The sequence below is a fragment of the Hominimerdicola aceti genome (assembly GCF_025567495.1).
GTDB classification, from domain to species: domain Bacteria; phylum Bacillota; class Clostridia; order Oscillospirales; family Ruminococcaceae; genus Hominimerdicola; species Hominimerdicola aceti.
The window spans coordinates 69,578-87,372 of record NZ_JAOQJZ010000011.1 but is presented as its reverse complement, the minus strand read 5'-3'; the positions used below and the strand labels follow the sequence as shown (position 1 = coordinate 87,372).

The following is a 17,795-nucleotide window of genomic DNA, read 5'->3' as shown; positions in this document are numbered from 1 at the left end:
GTGCAAAGTTAATATTCTTATCTATACGTTTAGTTCAACAAGGATATATTGCACCTTTGTACCTATCTTTTCGTCAGCGTCATTATACATGGAGCTTAGTGATGATAACTGTGCTGTGCTGTATTTATCACCATTAAGTATATTCTCAATAACCTTTTTATTTTGTTCTTTATCAGCATCACCTGACAAGAACAAGCTTAAATTACCCTTTATATATTCCGCAAAATCCAAACGTTCTTTACTGTCATCATCAAACAGCACATTTTTCTCTGTCAGATTTTCATCTGTGCTTTTCATTAGTATCTGACCAAGCGTGTTCGGCCACACCCAATATACGTTCACTTCCTGCGGAACGTTTACTTTACAATCTTTAAACGTCCTTGTGAATGTTTCATCATGAAGAAAATCGGAATATGTGTGATTGTTCTCATCATATTTCTCAAAAAACATGATATGTCCATTCATAAATCTAGTTACTTCTTCTTCAGTAACCTTTTCATAAGAAACAGCGTCTTCGTTTTTATTCTCTGCATACCCCGTGATACTCAACTTGAACTGTATCTCCATTTCCCCCGACTGGTTCGGGACAACATAAAAAGTAAGCTTTCCATGACTACCAGGATTAATACCATTCGTCATACCGCTTTCTTCATCAAGAAGCCAGTAGATCTTGTTGTTCTCGTCAGAAGTGATGTTGCTCCCATCAGACACCTTAGAGTAGTCATTGCTGTCAAGTATCTCAGCTTTAAGCACATTGGCACTGCCTACTGTTTTCAGTTCAAATGGCGAATCTACGCTTTTCATTCCAAATGAATCAAGATCAAGGGCTTTATCAATGGTAAACCAAGCCAAGCTGACCGCAATAAGTATAAATGCCAGCACTGCAACTGGTATTATTTTTATAACAAGCAGTTTGCGTTTCTTCTTTTCTTCCTCGCTGTCTGCTTTCTCTATCACTTTATGCTCAGCCACTTTGGCGACCTCCATTATTTCATTGAGTCAAGCTCTTTCTGCAATTCTATCATGTGGTTTCTGCAAGCGGTTATCTCGCCTGTGTATTTGTTGAACCACTCAACGTCCATTTCGTTAGGCTCTTCCTGCAAAAGAATTGCCTGAACCAGTGCTGATTGTGAACGTGATCTCTTACGCTCTATTTCCTCAATAGTAAGTCTGCATTTCTTTATTTCTCTTTTAAGCTGCCCTTTACTGCTCACGTTATTGTCCTCCTTGCATTAATTTCCCATTTTATCAACCGAATCAACTATCTTGTTGACTTCTCTATAGCCTTTGTCAAGATTTTCGGTGATATGGTCAAGTGCCTTTTTCACGTCCTCAAGCTTACCCTGCATTTGTTCGGGATACTTCACAAAGCAATAATGAAGCTCATTTATAGCCTTCTGCTCCTCCGTATAATCGTCGATAAGAAACACCAGCGACCTTGCCGCACCCATGTCCGAAATTATCATGTTATATCTCGTTGGAAGATTCTTGCCGCTTTCAAGATAAGTGTCTATCTCCTCAGAGGCGGCAGACAGATTTTCCATATACTTAGCAATGTAAGTCTTTCTGACTTCCTCGGACTTGTCCATATAAAGCCCGATAAAAACGAACAGCCCTGCAAGTGCCGCAATACAAATAACGATAGCCGTTATCATTTTAGCCTTCATTATCTTTTCCTGATTCAAAGCTGTTCGCCTCCTTTTTCTCGTTTTCCTGCATTTTCAGCCGCTGAACTTCCTTTTCAACAGCCTCACGCATGAGCTTTTCCTTTTCTTCCTCAGCCGCTTTCAAAGCTTCCTCACGGTTTGAATATATTTTTATCTCAGCGATAGTTTTTACCTCATACACCGCCATGCAAACTGTTGGGATTATCACAAACAGTATGAGGAGCTTCTTTGTTGATGCAAATGAACCAAGCCACTTGAAAAATCTGAGTTTCCCATAGTATTTTCCAATAATGCTGACTTTTTGCACCGTCACGCTGTCCTCTATTTTGTTAGCATCGCCTTTAGTAACAAAAGTGCCATCGCTCAAAACCTCAGATATCCTGTGAGTATTTATCTCGCCTTTAATGCTATCATCTTGAGAGTAGAACGAAATGATATCCCCTGCCTTTAAGCTGTCAGTATCCGTCCTTTTGATGTAAATATAGTCACCCTCATGTATAGACGACTCCATACTTCCGCTCACGACTTTCAGTACGCTGTAACCAAAAATGCTTGCTGTTTTGCCGATACAGCCGCAGACCATTATGTACACCGTCACACTCAGCAGTGCCGCAAACACAGCAGAGCCAAGTATTGTCAAAGCTATTTTTACTATCCTCAACGCCTTGCCGATGATACCGACGCTCCCTCCGTGTTATTGTTTGCTATATTTCTCTTTCAAATGCCTTGCCATTCTGCCAACTGCTGAAACATGATACTCCTTATAGAGTCGTTTCATTTCAGCGTCGATAGCTTTCTGCTCCTCAGCGGTGCGCTGTGGCGGAATATATGGTCTTGGCGGTCTGTTCTTTCGCTCAAGACGTTTTCTCTTTTTAAACTGCCTGTTTTTGATATGCCTCTTTACATCATATTTCAGATACGGAGCATATTTTTCATAGATGATCTCAATTTCACGCTCTGCACGTTTTCTCTCTGCCTCAGCCAGTTCTTTTTCCTTCTTGACTTTGAACATCCTGATATAGTCTGGATTATCCGTCACAACAGGTATGATCCCAAATGCGTGAGCCAGAACATATGTTATGCCACGTTTTGCCATGTAATATGGATTTTTGGAATATTCTTTAAATATCTCATTGATATTTTTATTTTCAAAGCTTTCACGTTCAGCTTTAAGACGCTCAGCACGTTCACGCTCACGGCGTTCCTGCTCACGCTGCTGTTGTGCTTCTTTCGCCTTTTTTGCAGCGATCTCAGGGGACTCATACTCTGACACAAAGCTTGAAGACACGGCTTCTTCATTCGTGCTGATCTGCTGATCCATAGCAGATCCAAGGCTGCTGCGGACGAGCTTTTTCTCCTCTCGGATCCTAGCTCTTTCCTCACGGACACGCTGCTCCTCTTCACGGCGCTTACGCTCTTCCATTTGCCTTTTGCGTCTTGCGATATGCTTGATCTCTTCCTCTTTTTCACGGCGTTCACGTTCCTCACGCTCCGCCTTTTCTCTTGCAGCCTGCTCCGCCTGCTGTTTTTGGATAAGCTCCAATCTTCTGCGTTCAGCTTCCTCATGCTCCAGCCTTATGCGCTCTTCTTCCTCACGCCGCTGACGCTCAAGTTTCTCCTGCTCGGCACGCTTTCTTTCAGCTTCTGCAGCCGCAAGCTCCTCAGCCCTCTTACGGTCTTCCTCGTCTTTGAGAAACTGCTTTTCTATCTCAACTATACGGTCAAGCTCTGCCGTAAGGTTTCCTGCCTCTTCGGCAGTCATACCCATATCTGTCTTACTTGCACTACTTTGTTCACCCTCGCCAACTATGACATCATATTTATCAGGCGTCTGCTTATCAAAACGCCTGACAACCTTTGGTGCGAGGGTCTTGCTCTTTATAGTTTTAAGCTCCTCCGACTTGTCTGCCCCATGGGTATAGGAGCGGAAAAGCATATAGTTCATTGCGGTCAGACCATATATATCCTCGATATAAGAATCATCAGGTCTTTGTGCAGTATCAGAAACGTTGACCTCGTAGCCTGCCTTATCGTAGCTTTCGATAAACTGCCAAAGGGTAAGACACGCCATAAGGTCCACATTTTTAGTGATAGCGTTTGTTCTCATAACAGGCGGTCTGATAAAAGCGTTGCCAAGAGTGGTACAAAGCACTGAGCCTTTATAGCCCTCGATAGCCTTTTTGACCCTTTCAAGCCTTGACCAAACGTCAGTATCCTTGCTGCCGCCGACAAGACTGTCAACAGTTTCTATCTTAAAACTAATGTTGACCTTTCTGCCATCGCCGCTGTCAGCCACGGTATCGTAATTAAAAGAATAAGCCTCCTGCGCCTCTGCGGTCTGGACAAGCTTATTGTATCTTATATTTATAAAAATGTATAGCCTGTCGATAAGGGTATTTACAAATCTGTTTTCATATGTATCGAGAGTTTCCTCTTTATGAATGTTGAGTATCTTTGACGGAGTTATCTTTCCGGTCTTTTTGTCGATATCCTGAATAAGATCGGTGTGCTGTCCTAGATGTTTTATGGACTCTACCGTTATCTTCCTTGACATAGCGATAGGCACGATCTCTTCCACTTCTTTAATGGTGTTTCTTGGATTTCTTATTACCGTATCAAGATGTGGCAGAGCTTTTTCTATCTCTGTGAGCCAGGACGAATCTATATTCTTCTCGATTATCTTACGATTAAAAGATACAGTTTTTTCGCCCGAAAGAAGCAAGGCACGGGCTGCCGCAAAGCTGTTATTGCCGTCAAACGTCTTTACAGCTTTGTCAAAAGCTGCACGCTGTTCGTTGTATTCGCTCATGCCCGTCCCTCCTCTCAAAGCTTATGAATACAAATTTTAGTACAGTTTTTGCAATCTTTCAAGATATGCTATAGATTCTTTCATAGTGTTTCTGCCAAAAAGCTTCAGCATATAGGTGCAAAGCTCTTTCAGCTCTTCTCTTAGCATTGCCAAGTTAAGCGACTCAAATTTTCTGAATATCTTTGTGGCAAGCACATAGTCAATGCCGTCAAGCTCCTCGCCGCCGCAGGCAACATATACAGGAACGAACAAGTTCATCTGTTTAAGTATACGGTTACCGAAAGCCACTCTCAGCTTTTCAATTACCCACAGGTCAAGCTGCTGGATCTTTTTCAGACTGTCCTGTGAAACAGGATACATTTGAAAAGCTTCCTTGAAAAGTGTATCAAGATGTTCAAAGCTTAAATTCATAGGCGGCGTGTCAGGTGCGTCAAAGGCAACTCCCTTTGCGTCAAGATTGATAGGCTGTGCACGGTCGTATACCTTATCTGAGATAGTGAACGTAGAATCGTCGTTGTTGGCAGTACCGATATACCAAATGTTCTGCGGAATACGCAGCTTGCCCTTATCAAGGCGAACAGGGTCGGTACTCCACACGTTAGGAACAAGATCAAGCTCCCACTCGGCAGGATCAGGCATTTCAAGAATCGAGAGCATTTCTGCAAAGTAATATTCTACTCTCGCAATGTTCATCTCGTCGAGAAGTATGAAGTTTACATCGTCATTGTATTCAGAAGAATAAATTCTTTTGAGGACTTCTGTTTCATTAAAGTTCTTCGTGAACTCGTTGAAGTAGCCGAAAAGCTCAGTTCTGTCACGCCATGACGGCTGAACAGAAGCAATGGTGGTATCTTTCTGCAAGAACTTACCGAATGAATATGGCAATGATGTTTTACCTGTACCAGAGATACCTTGCAGGATAATGAGCTTTGTTGAAGCCATGCCTGCAATGAAAAGTCGGATAGTTTTTATGTCATAATAAAGGTGCATTCTTGAGCAGGCAAAGTTTCTGTATGCTTCGCAGATACCGCTAAGGGTGATGTCATTATTGTAAGCAGGCGGCTCGTATGTCTTGTAGAAATTGTCCACCTCGATAAGCTTTGAAAAACGGCAGTCGGCAGTCTGAACAACGCCGTCCACAATGGTTTGAACTTCGCCCTGTGCAGGCATCTGCTCGCCCTCTGCAAGAGCGGTGTTATCATATACGCCAAGCTGAGCCACCTTCATTGCCATGATCTCATCTTTTTCCTTGGTCATTTTGACCACCTGACGCTGCAGGTCAGATATTTCTTCGATAAGATCCTCGTTGCTGACGATAGAGTGTCTGAATCTTATGTACTTTCTCACAGCAAGAACTATCATAAAAATAATAAGCACAAAGATAGCCACAACAACGATAATTGCAAGCACAGAAAGTACCCAGCCCAGCGCACCAAAGTCTGCCGAGTAGGTCTTGAATATCCTTATGTAGTTTTTTATATTAAAGATCTGTTTTATGCCGTTCCACAGACCCTTGAAGATCTGCCCAAAGCCTGCAAGCATTGACGACATGAAAACAAAAAACCATTTCAGAAATCCATTCATAATGTATCACCCAAGCAGCAGTTATTTGTCATTTTTCTCCTGCTGTGCATTTTCCTCTTCCTTTTTCTTCTGCTGTGCAAGGTATTCCTCAACTGCACGTCTTTTTATTTCTTCCTCATCGCTCTCTGTGATAGCAGGACGCTTTATCTCGATTATGGTTGCGATAAGCTTATAAAGCTCAAAGAGGAAAAACAGTGCTATCGGCAAAAGAATGCAAATGAAAAATCCCGTTTTTGTTCTGAGAAAATCCATTACCTTGCCGAAACCGCCTATTTTTGCACCTTTCCACTGACCGATTATATCACCTGCATAAACAGTGTATGTATCATCTACGTTATTAGCATCGCCTCGTGTGATAAAGCCTACAGAGCCGTTATCATTGAGTACCTCTGCGATACGGTGGGTATTCTTCTCTTTTTTGCCCTCTATAAGAGTCCAGAAAGTGATAACGTCGCCCTTTTTCAGAGAATTGATATCGTCTATTTCCTTTGAGATAATAAGGTCGCCTTTTTTGAAAGTTGGCTTCATTGAGTCAGATTCAACTGTGAGCGGGACATATCCCAGCAGACTTGCCGTACCATTATTCTTATCAGACGAGAACACGAGAATTGTTATAAGCAGTGCAAAGATAAGCACCACCCATGCGATAACATTAAAAACGATCTTCAAAGCTTTTTTCATAATTCAAAACCTCGGAAACCCGAGGCTTCCTCCCTTCTAATTTTTTAAGTTGTTTCAACGATCTTGAAATTCATACCAAGCTTCATTGTGCCACCGATTATTTTGTCAACACAATCAGGGTCATTTCCCTCAAGCCATATGACCACTGTATACTTGTCTTTCTCACCAGGACCAAGCTTTTCACGTCGATCCTTCATGACCTCAGTAGAGGAGGCGAACTCCTTGTCGCAATCGCTTTCCTTACCGCTGCCGTCAGACTTTGTTTTACCATAAACAGTTTTCTCGCCATTCACGAAAAGCTCCACTCTGATAGCTTCATCAACACCGTTCGTGACGTTCTCGATAGTCATTTCGCTGTCATAGCTAAGTGTGTCTTTACCGGAATTTATGAGATAGAAAGTATAAGCTATATACCCCTCGCCATTATGGCTGCCGTTTATCTTGTCGATATTATCAGGGAGATCTTCACCACTGATATTTGTCATATCATAGAGGATATCCGCATTGAGCCTTGAATTGCTCGTGGTATAGTCAGGAGTTTCCGAAAGAGTAAGCCCCTGATTTATCATATCATACTTACTTATCTTAACTGTAAAGCTACCATACTTGTCGTAAAAATAAGACACCGCATAAGCCGCCGCCACGATAGCGATAAGTATAATGGCAAGAATTTTAAGCAATCTCATCATTACCACATAGCGTTTAGCTTCCTTGGCGGTCCTGCGAAGTGCAAGGGTATCGACTACTCTTGTATTTTTATCTATATTTTTACCGTCCAAAACCGTATCACCCGTTTATTACTCATTTCTATTGCGAACGTATCTTTCCGCAATATATTTTCCTGCATTTTCTCCCGAATAGTAAAGGCACTGCATACCGCTGAGCTGTTTCACCTGCTTATCATCAGTAATGCCGTCAGCTATGACCTCAGCATTAAGGTCAAAAACGAAATTCAGCAGAGAGTTCACGCAGGTATCATACCTGTCGCTCTTACCAAGAACCTGAGCCACCGAGCCGTCAAGCATGATATTATCTACCTTGAACTCAGCAGTCTTAAGCATTTTAAAGCCCTCAGTGCCGAAGCCTGTGAGCAGAAAATGAAAGCCCTGTCTTCTCATAAGAGCCACGTTATCTGCCGCTGTGCTGTCAGCTTCATCAAGCACATCAGGCGACAACTCGAAGCAGACACGCTCATACTTCACGCCAAACTTATCGCAATAATCTGCCACAACTCTCGGAGCTTCCATCTGCCTTAAAAATCTTGCAGGCATGAACACGCTTGCCCAATCAACGTCCACTTCCCTTTCGTGAAACTTGCCCAAAGCCTGCAAAAGCTGAACGAAAGCAAGCTTGAAAATGCTAACACATCGGTCGGAAAGCTGAGCCACAGGGAGATAATCCGCAGGCATTAGCGTTCCCATAACAGGAGAATTGAGCCTTGTTTGCAACTGCAAAAAAGTGACCCTGCCGCTGTCGGTATTTTTTATAGGTCTATAGAAAAGCTCCACGGCACGAACGCCGTCAACTGTTGAATTACCGTTCAAAGCAAGTCACTTCCTTTCCTGTTCAAATATATCATTATAGCATAATTTCGACAAAAAGCAAAGAAAAATCGGGAGATTTCCCCAAATATGGAAAATTATTTTTTATACCCATTTACCAAAAAACGCCGAATTTCTTCGGCGTCTTTTTTGTTATGTAATAAATTTTACTTGTTGCTCAAGTCATAGAATTTAAGATCTACAGTGAAGCTCTGACCTGCATTAGCATTCCAGCAGTTTACATCTTCACCCTCAAGCCATACACGGATATAATACTTAGCAGGAGTGCTGTAACCTGTCTTTCCAGTGCCAACTCCAGTTACATTTGCAACCTCAGTTGAATCACTATTTGTAACCTGTCCTGCTGTATTTGCAGTTACTTCCTTTGCAACTGTTACAGTGCCATAATAATCATTTTCGCTTGTTCCTGTATTAGCCCTAACTGCTTTTTTCTTATAATATCCTGTGTCTACATCAGTTTCTGCGCCAAGGAAAACTCCACCATTAGCAGCACTTCTATCCTCATTCAATATAGCCACACGAGTTGCTTTATACAAGTCACCCTTTGTGTTATCATCATCAGCATTTGGATCAGTAACAGTTACATCAACACCAAGTTTAACGTCATCTATACTTGTTGTTCTAAACCATACAGGAATGTCAAGATAGTAACCTTCACCATCTGTGTTAGCGGTCAAATCTTTCTCCGTTGCTGACGATGCTCCGACATTCTGGAAAGTCCAACCTGCATTGTTAGTATTAGTAGCCTTAATAAATGCGTTTTCGCCTGAAATATCTACAGCCTTACCATTTTCAGTTGCCTTTGTTGTATAATACAAATCCTTACCATCAATTGTTGACGCAGGAATAAGCTTTCCAAATGTAGCATAAACTGAACTTGTTGCGGCTTTATTTGACCAAAGTTTTGTGTCAGCATCATCATTAGTAGGTGCAGTTGCCTCAGTTTTGCTTGTAATTGTAGCACCTGCCGTTGCTTTACCAAGTGAAACTTCAATAGTCTGTGGAGTTGTAGCAGTGAGCTTAATACCTGTTACTTCAACTTCTCTGCTCATTGTAAACCAAGCATAAGTAGCAGTAGAAAGCATTACAGCGGAAGTTGTGAGCATTGCAACTGCAGGTATAAGTTTCTTCTTAGCAGAAGTATTCTTCTTTTCATTAGTTTTCATATCTCTTCGTCCTTTTCATAATAATTTGTCGGTTTATACTGTCCGATACAGAGGGCGCTCGTTATAGCCGATTTGCAGTAACATGACCGCCAAGCACCTTTTGTTTATGTCAATCTTATACTAAATTCGACCCACTTTGTCAATAAGCTACCAGCTTAGTATACATTATATTTATCTTAATACTTATTAACATATCAGACGCATTTTGCTATTTTTCGACATTATCATACTATGTAATAACAGCAGAAAGCACGGAATAACGTCATTTGTTATTCCGTGCTTTTTAAACCGATTATTCAATAATTTTTTTGTTAAACTTCAAACGTTTTTGTACATATTAAGTTTATAAATGTACATAAAAGCTACCATGCGTGAAATTTACAAAATATTTATATTCATTCTGCGCTGTCGAGCATTTTAACAGCCTTCATCATGATAGCACATTCAAGACGCTTCTTCTGTATCTGACATGACAGCTTATGCGCATTGTGGATATCACCTGCGTAAATGTAGTTGTTTGCATTGCAACCGCCACTGCAATAGAACTTTGCCCAGCACTTTTTGCACTCAGGCTTGTTGTAAACGTGTGCGTGAGCAAACATATCTTTCATTTCCTCGTTAAATGTGCCGTCATAGAGATTGCCCATTTTGAACTCGGTGATACCAACGAACTGATGACATGGGTAAATATCGCCGTCAGGAGTGACAGAAACATACTCGTTTCCGCTTCCACAGCCCCTAAGTCTCTTTATCGCACAAGGACCCTGATCGAGGTCTATCATAAAATGGAAGAAGTTTATGAACTTGCCCTCGTCCCTTATCTTCTGTATCTTCTCAGAAAGTATCTCATACTCCTTGAAGATCCTCGGCAGGTCAGCCTCAGTGATAGCATAAGGCTCGCTAGGGTCAGCCATAACAGGCTCAACGGATATCTGGTCGAATCCAAGGTCATAAAGGTGCATTACATCATTTGAGAAGTCAAGATTATACTTTGTGTAAGTGCCTCTTACATACCAATCCTTGTTCTTAGGACGCTTGTCCACAAGCTTCTTAAAGTTAGGGATAATCCTGTCATAGCTTCCCGAACCGTCAACACGCACTCTCATTCTGTCGTTGACTTCTTTTCTTCCGTCGATAGACAGAACAACGTTGTACATTTCCTTGTTGATGAAGTCTATCATCTCGTCAGTGAGGTGTACACCATTTGTTGTAACAGTAAATCTGAACTTTTTATTGTGAGGCTCCTCCTGTGAACGTGCATACTCAACAAGCTGCTCCACCACGCCAAAATTCAGTGAAGGCTCGCCACCGAAAAAGTCCACCTCAAGAAATTTTCTGTCTCCTGAACGCTCTATAAGAAAATCTATAGCACGCTTGCCTGTTTCATAGTCCATGAGCATTCTGCCCTGACCGAAATCGCCTGTTGAAGCAAAGCAATATTTACATCTCAGGTTACAGTCGTGAGCGATATGCAGACACATTGCCTTGATAGGTGAAGCCACAGCAGACAGGGCATACTTCTCGTAATCGTCCTCGCTGAACAATATCTTGTCATTATAAAGAGAAACTATCTCCTCATAGCAATCCTCGATATCCTTGCTGTCATACATCTTTGACAGCTTTCTTACAACGTCCTCAGGACATTTCTCCTCAAAAGGCGGCTCAACGTTGTCTAACAAATCATATGTCAGATCGTCTATAATATGTACTCCGCCACTGTTCACGTCAAGCAGTGCATTAAAGCCGCCAAGCTTAAACTTGTGTATCATTTAAAAATCACCTTTCGCATTTATATTCATATACAAATTTATACAAAAATAAAGGGACATAAAAATGCCCCTTTAGCAAGGCGTGTGTACGCTCGCACGCCTCAGAAAGATCGGAATATTAAGCCTCTCTCTCGCACTTCTGGTTAGCAACTGTGCAGGAGGTCTTGCAAGCTGACTGACATGATGCCTGACACTTGCCGCAGCCACCCTTAGCAGCAGTCTTCTTGAGATTAGCCTTATTGATCGTCTTGATATGTTTCATAGGATTTTACCTCCAATAATTGATTTACATTAATTATACCACATATCCCACTATGTTTTATGAACGAATAGTTAATGCAATATAAATATTTATCCTTATCAAAAACGGCTGCTTTTAGAATTTACCCCTACAACTCCGCCTACGCCTGCACACACAAGGGTAAGCACAAGCTTTGCAGGCACGGAAAAGCTTTCGGCTGCTTTTGAAAACAGTGCACTGAGAATGACAATGATAAGAAAAATGAACACTCCGCACAGCACACCTGACAGCAGACCGTTTCTACGTTGCCTTTTTCCGCAGACATATCCCCCTGCATACGCTCCGATACCAAGTGCCGCTGTTGACATCACCGACAGCATAAGATCGGTGGCATCTATCTTAGTGATAACATACGCAAAAGCAAGCACAGCAACAAATATCGCACCGCACCCCACGCAGGCAGAAATTGCCGTAGATGACAGCACAGAAAGCTTTCTGCCCCCAAAAAGCCTGTTATTTTTCATATCCGCACCCCCACTCTGAATATCCTAAAGAAATTATATTCAAAGCCACGAACAATAAGAACACAAAAAGGGACGGATAAAACTACCCGTCCCTCAAAAGCAATATTTACTTTACGTCACCGTCATGAATTGTTTCGTTCTTAGCGATAGCCCACTTTTTAACACGGATCTTACTTCTGTCGCCGCCTGTTTCGATAACAACAGTGTCGTCCTTGATAGAGAACACGATTCCAACGATTCCGCCGTTTGTAACGACCTCGTCACCGATCTCAAGGTTATCTCTCATCTCAGCGTCTTTCTTATCCTGCTTTTTCTGCGGACGGATAATAAAGAAATAGAAGAACACGATTATGAGTACCAGTGGGATAAAAGTCATGGCAAGTGATGCAGGCGAACTCTGCTCAGCTGCCAAAACTGAAATAATTGCTGACAAATTCATCAAAAGACCTCCAAATCTAATAATACTATATTAGTATATCAGATATTTGCACAAACTTCAAGCCTTTTAACAAATAATTTTCATTTACAAGAAATTATTTCTTGTTCTTGATATACTCGTCGATAGCAGCGGCAGCCTTTTTGCCTGCACCCATAGCGAGGATAACAGTAGCAGCGCCTGTAACAGCGTCACCGCCTGCGTAAACACCTTCCTTAGTTGTTGACTCGTTCTCGTCAACGATAAGGCAGCCGTGATCGTTTGTTTCAAGACCAGGAGTTGTACTTCTGATAAGTGGGTTAGGTGATGTACCGATAGACATGATAGCTGTATCAACGTCAAGAATGAAGTTTGAACCCTCGATAGGGATAGGACGTCTTCTGCCGCTTGCGTCAGGCTCGCCCAGCTCCATTTTGATGCACTCCATGCCGTTTACATGACCGTTCTCGTCGCCAACTATCTTAACAGGGTTGTTAAGAACGAGGAACTCGATGCCCTCTTCCTGAGCGTGATGAACTTCTTCCTTTCTTGCAGGAAGCTCGTCCATTGAACGTCTGTATACGATATAAACGTGCTCAGCGCCAAGTCTCATTGCAGAACGAGCAGCGTCCATAGCAACGTTACCACCACCTACTACAGCTACGTTCTTAGACTTCATGATAGGAGTCTCATAATCGTCCTTGTATGCCTTCATAAGGTTGATTCTTGTAAGGTACTCGTTAGCAGAGTAAACGCCTACAAGACCTTCGCCCTCGATACCCATGAATCTTGGAAGACCTGCGCCTGAGCCTACGAATACAGCCTCATAGCCCATGCCCATAAGCTCGTCGATAGAAAGAACTCTGCCGATAACCATGTTTGTCATGATATGTACGCCCATGTTTGTCAGATTGTCTATCTCGTGCTGAACGATAGCCTTTGGAAGTCTGAACTCAGGGATACCATACATAAGAACGCCACCTGCTGTATGGAATGCCTCATAGATAGTTACATCGTAACCAAGCTTAGCAAGGTCTCCTGCAACTGTAAGGCTTGAAGGACCACCGCCGACAACAGCTACCTTGTGACCGTTTGGCTCAGCCTTTTCTACGGCAACTGCCTTGTCCATCATATAGTCTGCACAGAATCTCTCAAGTCTGCCTATACCGACAGGCTCGCCCTTGATTCCTCTAACGCACTTGCCCTCACACTGATGCTCCTGTGGACATACACGTCCGCAAACAGCCGGCAGAGCGTTTGTTGTTTTGATGATGGCATAAGCTTCTTCAAACTTGCCCTCTGCTACCTTTGCGATAAACTCAGGGATCCTAACGCTTACAGGACATCCTGTCATACAAGGCTTGTGCTTACAGTTAAGACATCTCTGAGCTTCTTCTATAGCCTGCTCAGGGGTGTAACCCAAAGTAACTTCCTTGAAGTTTCTAGCTCTTACCTTTGGCTCCTGCTCTGCAATAGGAGTCTTTGTCAAACTCATATTAGCCATTATCTTACACCTCCAGTAAGTCTGCACAAGTGAGCCTTTTCCTGCTCCTTATAAGTTGAGTTTCTTCTCATAAGCTCGTCGAAATCTACCTTCTGACCGTCAAAGTCAGGACCGTCAACGCAAGCATACTTGATCTTGCCGTCAACAGTTACACGACATCCGCCGCACATTCCTGTGCCGTCGATCATGATAGGGTTGAGTGAAACGAGAGTCTTGATATCATAAGGCTTTGTTACCTTGCAAACGAACTTCATCATTGGAACTGGTCCGATAGCGATAACCTCGTCAAACTTAGCACCACCGTCAATAAGCTCCTGAAGCTTGTTTGTAACAAATCCGTGATAGCCGTATGAACCGTCGTCTGTACAGATATGAAGATGTGAAGAAGCCTTGCCCATTTCGTCCTCGAGGATAACGATATCCTTGCTTCTGAAGCCTGCGATAAGATCAACTTCAACGCCCATGCTGTGGAGTTTCTTAGCCTGTGGATAAGCGATAGCACAACCAACGCCTCCGCCTACTACTGCAACTCTCTTGATACCCTCGTCATACTCTGTAGCAACGCCGAGAGGACCAACAACGTCATGGATATAGTCGCCCTCATTAAGTCTTGCAAGCTCAGTTGTAGATGCACCTACTACCTGGAAAATAATTGTGATCGTGCCCTTTTCTCTGTCATAGTCAGCGATAGTAAGCGGAACACGCTCGCCCTTCTCATCAACTCTGTAGATGATGAACTGACCAGCCTCAGCCTTAGCGGCAATGTAAGGTGCGTCGATCTCCATAAGAACAACAGCGTCATTGAGCTGCTTTCTTGTTACGATTTTGTACACTAAAATCCCTCCCTGAATAATTAGCAAAATAATATTGTTTTAGGCAAATAATACAAAAACATTTTCTATTATCGCCTTACAGCATATAACATTATACTATATTTAAAAAGAAATTTCAATAGTTTTTTGTTTACTTCCATAAATTTTATAATAATATATCACAATTTGTTTACATTTAACATACCATAATTTATATATCGCATATCATTTTACAGATGTATCAAGTTTATCAAAAGCAATTTCGATAAACTCCTGCTCACGAACACCTCTATCACTGCCGCCGAACAGACTTCCATAGCCGTATACCGCCGCTCCTGCGTAGTTATAACTAACTACAGCGTCATTTATCTGCCTGCCGATAATGCCGATATTTTCCGAAAACTCGCTCTCGCTTTCTATCTTATAAGCCCCCAGTCCTGCCACCAGCGTAACATCAGTTGTGCAGATATCAGCCCACTGCTGTAGGGTATCCTCATAAGGCTTGACAGAATTTTCATAACCGAAATATATCTGCGGACAGATATAGTCTATATACCCCTCCTCACTGCACCACTTTTTCACATCAGCGTACATATACTCATAGTTATTTTCCATATTTCCCTGAGGTGAAACTCCCACCAGAATATCCTTATCCACTGCTTTTACCGCACTGTATATCTCCCCAACCATAAGGGAGATATTGTTCAGCCGCCATTGAGAAAGGTCGTCAAACTCCGTCTGAGCCGCAAAGCACTGTGCGTCAAAATCCTCAGCCGTTGTGGGATAAAAATAATCGTCGAAGTGCAAGCCGTCAATATCATAATTTTCTGCAAGCTCCGCCGCACCCTCTGCTATAAGCTGTCTTACCTCATCATAAGCAGGATCGAGCCACAAATGGCTGTCGCCCTCAACCTGTTCTAGGTAGCCGTTGTCCTCGTCATACCACTTTTTCAGAAGAAAACTATCGTCATAATTCTGAAAACATTCCTCATTCTCACACCTGAGAGGGTTTATCCATGCGTGAAAAGAAAGCCCCATGTCATGTGCGGTCTGTATCATTATATCAAGCGGGTCGAAGCCGCCCTGCTCACCTGCCATGCCTGTTATATATCTTGATGCAGGATAAAGTTCCGAATCATATATAGCGTCCCCGAAAGGTCTGACGTGGACATACAGCGTATTACAACCTATGCTCAAAGCGTTTTCGCAAGCCTGAGAAATGTTCTCACGAAATTTCTCGGCACTTTTCCCTGTGAGCATATCCGCAAGGTCAATATAGGATATCCATATAGCTTTCTGCACAGTATAATTAAGCTTGTGTGACGTTTCCGCATCAGTGTAGTTTTTCTCTCCACACACAGGTATCACCGATGCTTTTTCCATAGTCACAAGCCTGTCCCTCTGAGAATTTACCTCACCTCCGCAGGAGCAAAGGGTCAAAAAACAAATAAGTAAAGTAAGAATTTTTTTCAAGAATATCAGTCCTCCGAATCAGTATCATTGAATTATACTATTCTTATTGGACAAATATTCTGCTTTTATACAGCCCCGACGTACCGACTTTTGCCTTATCGCAAAATCACATAAAACGAACATTCGATATGCCGACGACCTCAGGTCGCCCATACAAAAAAAGAACGGACAGACCTGCCCGTTCTTTGATAAACATATTTGCAGACTATGGAAGAAGTCTGTTGATATCTCTTGGGAACAGTGATGTTTCCCTGATGTTGTTCTTGTTAAGAAGCTTCATGAGAAGTCTTTCAAGACCGATACCAAGTCCACCGTGAGGTGGCAGACCATACTTGTGAGCCTCAAGATAGTTCTTGAAATCATCAGGGTCAAGTCCCTGAGCCTTCATCTTCTCTACCTGCTCGTTATAATCGTGTATTCTCTGACCGCCCGAAGTAATTTCAAGTCCTCTGAACAACAGATCGAACTTGTATGCTTCTCTTGGGTCTTCTCTGGAGTTCATTGCATAGAACGGAGGCTTCGATGATGGGAAGTGTGTAACAAAGATAAAGTCTGAATCGTACTTTTCCTTGGCATACTTGCCGAGGTTTACCTCGTCCTCTGGGTCAAGATCGAACTTCTTGCCGCTTCCCTCGCCGCCTCTCAGCAGTTCGATAGCGTCAGCAAACTTAATAGACGGAACTTCCTTTATCTCAGGAACATCAGCCTCAAGTATCTTCAACTCGTTCTGATAGTTTTCCTTGATATACTCGAAAATGGACTTGAGCATTGCAATCTCCATTTTCATAACGTCATACATACTGTCGATATAGCCCATTTCAAAGTCAAGACCGATATACTCGTTGATATGACGTGAAGTAGCGTGCTTTTCAGCTCTGTATACAGGTGCTATCTCATAAACTCTGTCAAAGAATGCCACAGCCATTTGCTTATAGAACTGCGGTGACTGGTTAAGGAATGCAGACTTACCGAAATAGTCAAGGCGGAAGATGTTAGCACCGCCCTCTGCACCCTGAGCAACAATCTTTGGCGAGTGTATCTCAGTGAAGTTGTTTGCCTGCATGAACTTGTGCATACCCTGAACAAGACCCTCCTGGAGCTTGAATATAGCTCTCTCATAAGGGTTTCTCAGTGAAGCCGCACGGTTGTCAAGATTTACTTCTATTGTGCAGTTAAGTCTGCCCTGTGATATTTTTAAAGGAAGCTCAGCGGCGTTTGTGGAGATAAGCTTGATAGAATCAAGTTCTATTTCAAGGCCATTGAAATCCTTAGGGTTTTCCTTAACGATACCCTTTACATTTACAAAGAAGCCTTCTCTCAGACCCTCGATAGAATCCTTGCAGTTGTCGGCAGAGTAAACTGTCTGTATAACATCTCTTGAGGTTCTTACAACGATAAATGCAATGCTTCCCATGTTCTTTATTCTATGAACACAGCCTGAAAACTCAACTTCCTTGCCCATATTAGCCTTAGCGTCAGCAAGCATAAACTCTTTCTTGACGTCAGCCGTATCTATCATAAGCATTTTGCCGTCATTTTCAGGTACATACTTATCAGCGTTCTCATACTTTGTGAGCTTTGAAGTGTC

At 42.5% G+C, this 17,795-nt stretch carries 18 protein-coding genes; all 18 read right to left on the bottom strand.

Annotated features, from left to right (window positions below; genetic code table 11):
• Positions 1–21: 21 nt before the first annotated feature.
• Positions 22–972 (bottom strand): hypothetical protein, encoded by a 951-nt coding sequence (locus OCV57_RS10775; protein WP_267301541.1) that lies wholly within the window; start codon positions 970–972, stop codon positions 22–24.
• A 14-nt stretch (positions 973–986) separates the two neighbouring features.
• Positions 987–1,214, bottom strand: a complete 228-nt coding sequence (locus OCV57_RS10770) for a hypothetical protein (protein ID WP_022286677.1) — start codon at positions 1,212–1,214, stop codon at positions 987–989.
• An 18-nt stretch (positions 1,215–1,232) separates the two neighbouring features.
• On the bottom strand, positions 1,233–1,685 hold the full coding sequence (locus tag OCV57_RS10765) for a hypothetical protein (RefSeq protein ID WP_267301540.1): 453 nt from the start codon (positions 1,683–1,685) through the stop codon (positions 1,233–1,235).
• Positions 1,657–2,307 (bottom strand): signal peptidase I, encoded by a 651-nt coding sequence (locus OCV57_RS10760; protein WP_267301539.1) that lies wholly within the window; start codon positions 2,305–2,307, stop codon positions 1,657–1,659. The genes OCV57_RS10765 and OCV57_RS10760 overlap by 29 nt, the downstream gene beginning before the upstream one ends.
• A gap of 54 nt (positions 2,308–2,361) precedes the next feature.
• Positions 2,362–4,476, bottom strand: a complete 2,115-nt coding sequence (locus OCV57_RS10755) for a DUF2357 domain-containing protein (protein WP_267301538.1) — start codon at positions 4,474–4,476, stop codon at positions 2,362–2,364.
• A gap of 36 nt (positions 4,477–4,512) precedes the next feature.
• The gene (locus tag OCV57_RS10750; protein WP_267301537.1) at positions 4,513–6,060 is read right to left on the bottom strand and encodes a hypothetical protein; all 1,548 of its coding nucleotides are present in this window, start codon (positions 6,058–6,060) and stop codon (positions 4,513–4,515) included.
• A gap of 21 nt (positions 6,061–6,081) precedes the next feature.
• On the bottom strand, positions 6,082–6,741 hold the full coding sequence (locus OCV57_RS10745; RefSeq protein ID WP_195249166.1) for a signal peptidase I: 660 nt from the start codon (positions 6,739–6,741) through the stop codon (positions 6,082–6,084).
• Between the two features lie 44 nt (positions 6,742–6,785).
• A complete protein-coding gene (locus OCV57_RS10740) occupies positions 6,786–7,520 on the bottom strand; it encodes a hypothetical protein (protein WP_267301536.1) in 735 nt (244 codons plus the stop codon).
• Positions 7,521–7,538: 18 nt separating this feature from the next.
• Positions 7,539–8,285: an EAL domain-containing protein gene (locus OCV57_RS10735; protein WP_267301535.1), complete on the bottom strand. Its 747-nt coding sequence runs from the start codon at positions 8,283–8,285 to the stop codon at positions 7,539–7,541.
• Between the two features lie 164 nt (positions 8,286–8,449).
• Complete coding sequence (locus OCV57_RS10730; RefSeq protein WP_267301534.1) at positions 8,450–9,469, bottom strand: hypothetical protein; 1,020 nt, start codon at positions 9,467–9,469, stop codon at positions 8,450–8,452.
• A gap of 395 nt (positions 9,470–9,864) precedes the next feature.
• Positions 9,865–11,238, bottom strand: coding sequence for a thioether cross-link-forming SCIFF peptide maturase (gene scfB / locus OCV57_RS10725; RefSeq protein ID WP_117863730.1), 1,374 nt, complete (start codon positions 11,236–11,238; stop codon positions 9,865–9,867).
• 118 nt (positions 11,239–11,356) lie between these two features.
• Complete coding sequence (gene scfA / locus OCV57_RS10720; RefSeq protein ID WP_013498654.1) at positions 11,357–11,500, bottom strand: six-cysteine ranthipeptide SCIFF; 144 nt, start codon at positions 11,498–11,500, stop codon at positions 11,357–11,359.
• 98 nt (positions 11,501–11,598) lie between these two features.
• Positions 11,599–12,003 carry a TIGR04086 family membrane protein gene (locus tag OCV57_RS10715; RefSeq protein WP_117897578.1) on the bottom strand — a complete coding sequence of 135 codons (405 nt, stop codon included), beginning with the start codon at positions 12,001–12,003 and terminating at the stop codon, positions 11,599–11,601.
• Between the two features lie 106 nt (positions 12,004–12,109).
• The gene (gene yajC / locus OCV57_RS10710) at positions 12,110–12,442 is read right to left on the bottom strand and encodes a preprotein translocase subunit YajC (protein WP_117897579.1); all 333 of its coding nucleotides are present in this window, start codon (positions 12,440–12,442) and stop codon (positions 12,110–12,112) included.
• A 94-nt stretch (positions 12,443–12,536) separates the two neighbouring features.
• Positions 12,537–13,922: an NADPH-dependent glutamate synthase gene (gene gltA, locus OCV57_RS10705; protein WP_038671613.1), complete on the bottom strand. Its 1,386-nt coding sequence runs from the start codon at positions 13,920–13,922 to the stop codon at positions 12,537–12,539.
• Positions 13,922–14,755, bottom strand: a complete 834-nt coding sequence (locus tag OCV57_RS10700) for a sulfide/dihydroorotate dehydrogenase-like FAD/NAD-binding protein (RefSeq protein WP_117863728.1) — start codon at positions 14,753–14,755, stop codon at positions 13,922–13,924. Before OCV57_RS10700 ends, gltA begins: the two co-directional genes overlap by 1 nt.
• Before the next feature lie 204 nt (positions 14,756–14,959).
• Entirely contained in the window at positions 14,960–16,207 is a 1,248-nt protein-coding gene (locus OCV57_RS10695; protein WP_267301532.1) for a glycoside hydrolase family 10-like protein, read from the bottom strand.
• A 205-nt stretch (positions 16,208–16,412) separates the two neighbouring features.
• Positions 16,413–17,693, bottom strand: a complete 1,281-nt coding sequence (gene aspS / locus OCV57_RS14485) for an aspartate--tRNA(Asn) ligase (RefSeq protein WP_267301548.1) — start codon at positions 17,691–17,693, stop codon at positions 16,413–16,415.
• Positions 17,694–17,795 lie beyond the last annotated feature (102 nt).

Excerpts from the sequence above, each read along its gene's own strand:
- OCV57_RS10755 (WP_267301538.1), bottom strand. The coding sequence starts at position 4,476 with ATGAGCGAATACAACGAACAGCGTGCAGCTTTTGACAAAGCTGTAAAG.
- OCV57_RS10750 (WP_267301537.1), bottom strand. The coding sequence starts at position 6,060 with ATGAATGGATTTCTGAAATGGTTTTTTGTTTTCATGTCGTCAATGCTT.
- OCV57_RS10745 (WP_195249166.1), bottom strand. The coding sequence starts at position 6,741 with ATGAAAAAAGCTTTGAAGATCGTTTTTAATGTTATCGCATGGGTGGTG.
- OCV57_RS10730 (WP_267301534.1), bottom strand. The coding sequence starts at position 9,469 with ATGAAAACTAATGAAAAGAAGAATACTTCTGCTAAGAAGAAACTTATA.
- scfB (WP_117863730.1), bottom strand. The coding sequence starts at position 11,238 with ATGATACACAAGTTTAAGCTTGGCGGCTTTAATGCACTGCTTGACGTG.
- scfA (WP_013498654.1), bottom strand. The coding sequence starts at position 11,500 with ATGAAACATATCAAGACGATCAATAAGGCTAATCTCAAGAAGACTGCT.
- OCV57_RS10715 (WP_117897578.1), bottom strand. The coding sequence starts at position 12,003 with ATGAAAAATAACAGGCTTTTTGGGGGCAGAAAGCTTTCTGTGCTGTCA.
- yajC (WP_117897579.1), bottom strand. The coding sequence starts at position 12,442 with ATGAATTTGTCAGCAATTATTTCAGTTTTGGCAGCTGAGCAGAGTTCG.
- gltA (WP_038671613.1), bottom strand. The coding sequence starts at position 13,922 with ATGGCTAATATGAGTTTGACAAAGACTCCTATTGCAGAGCAGGAGCCA.
- aspS (WP_267301548.1), bottom strand. The coding sequence starts at position 17,693 with ATGCTTGCTGACGCTAAGGCTAATATGGGCAAGGAAGTTGAGTTTTCA.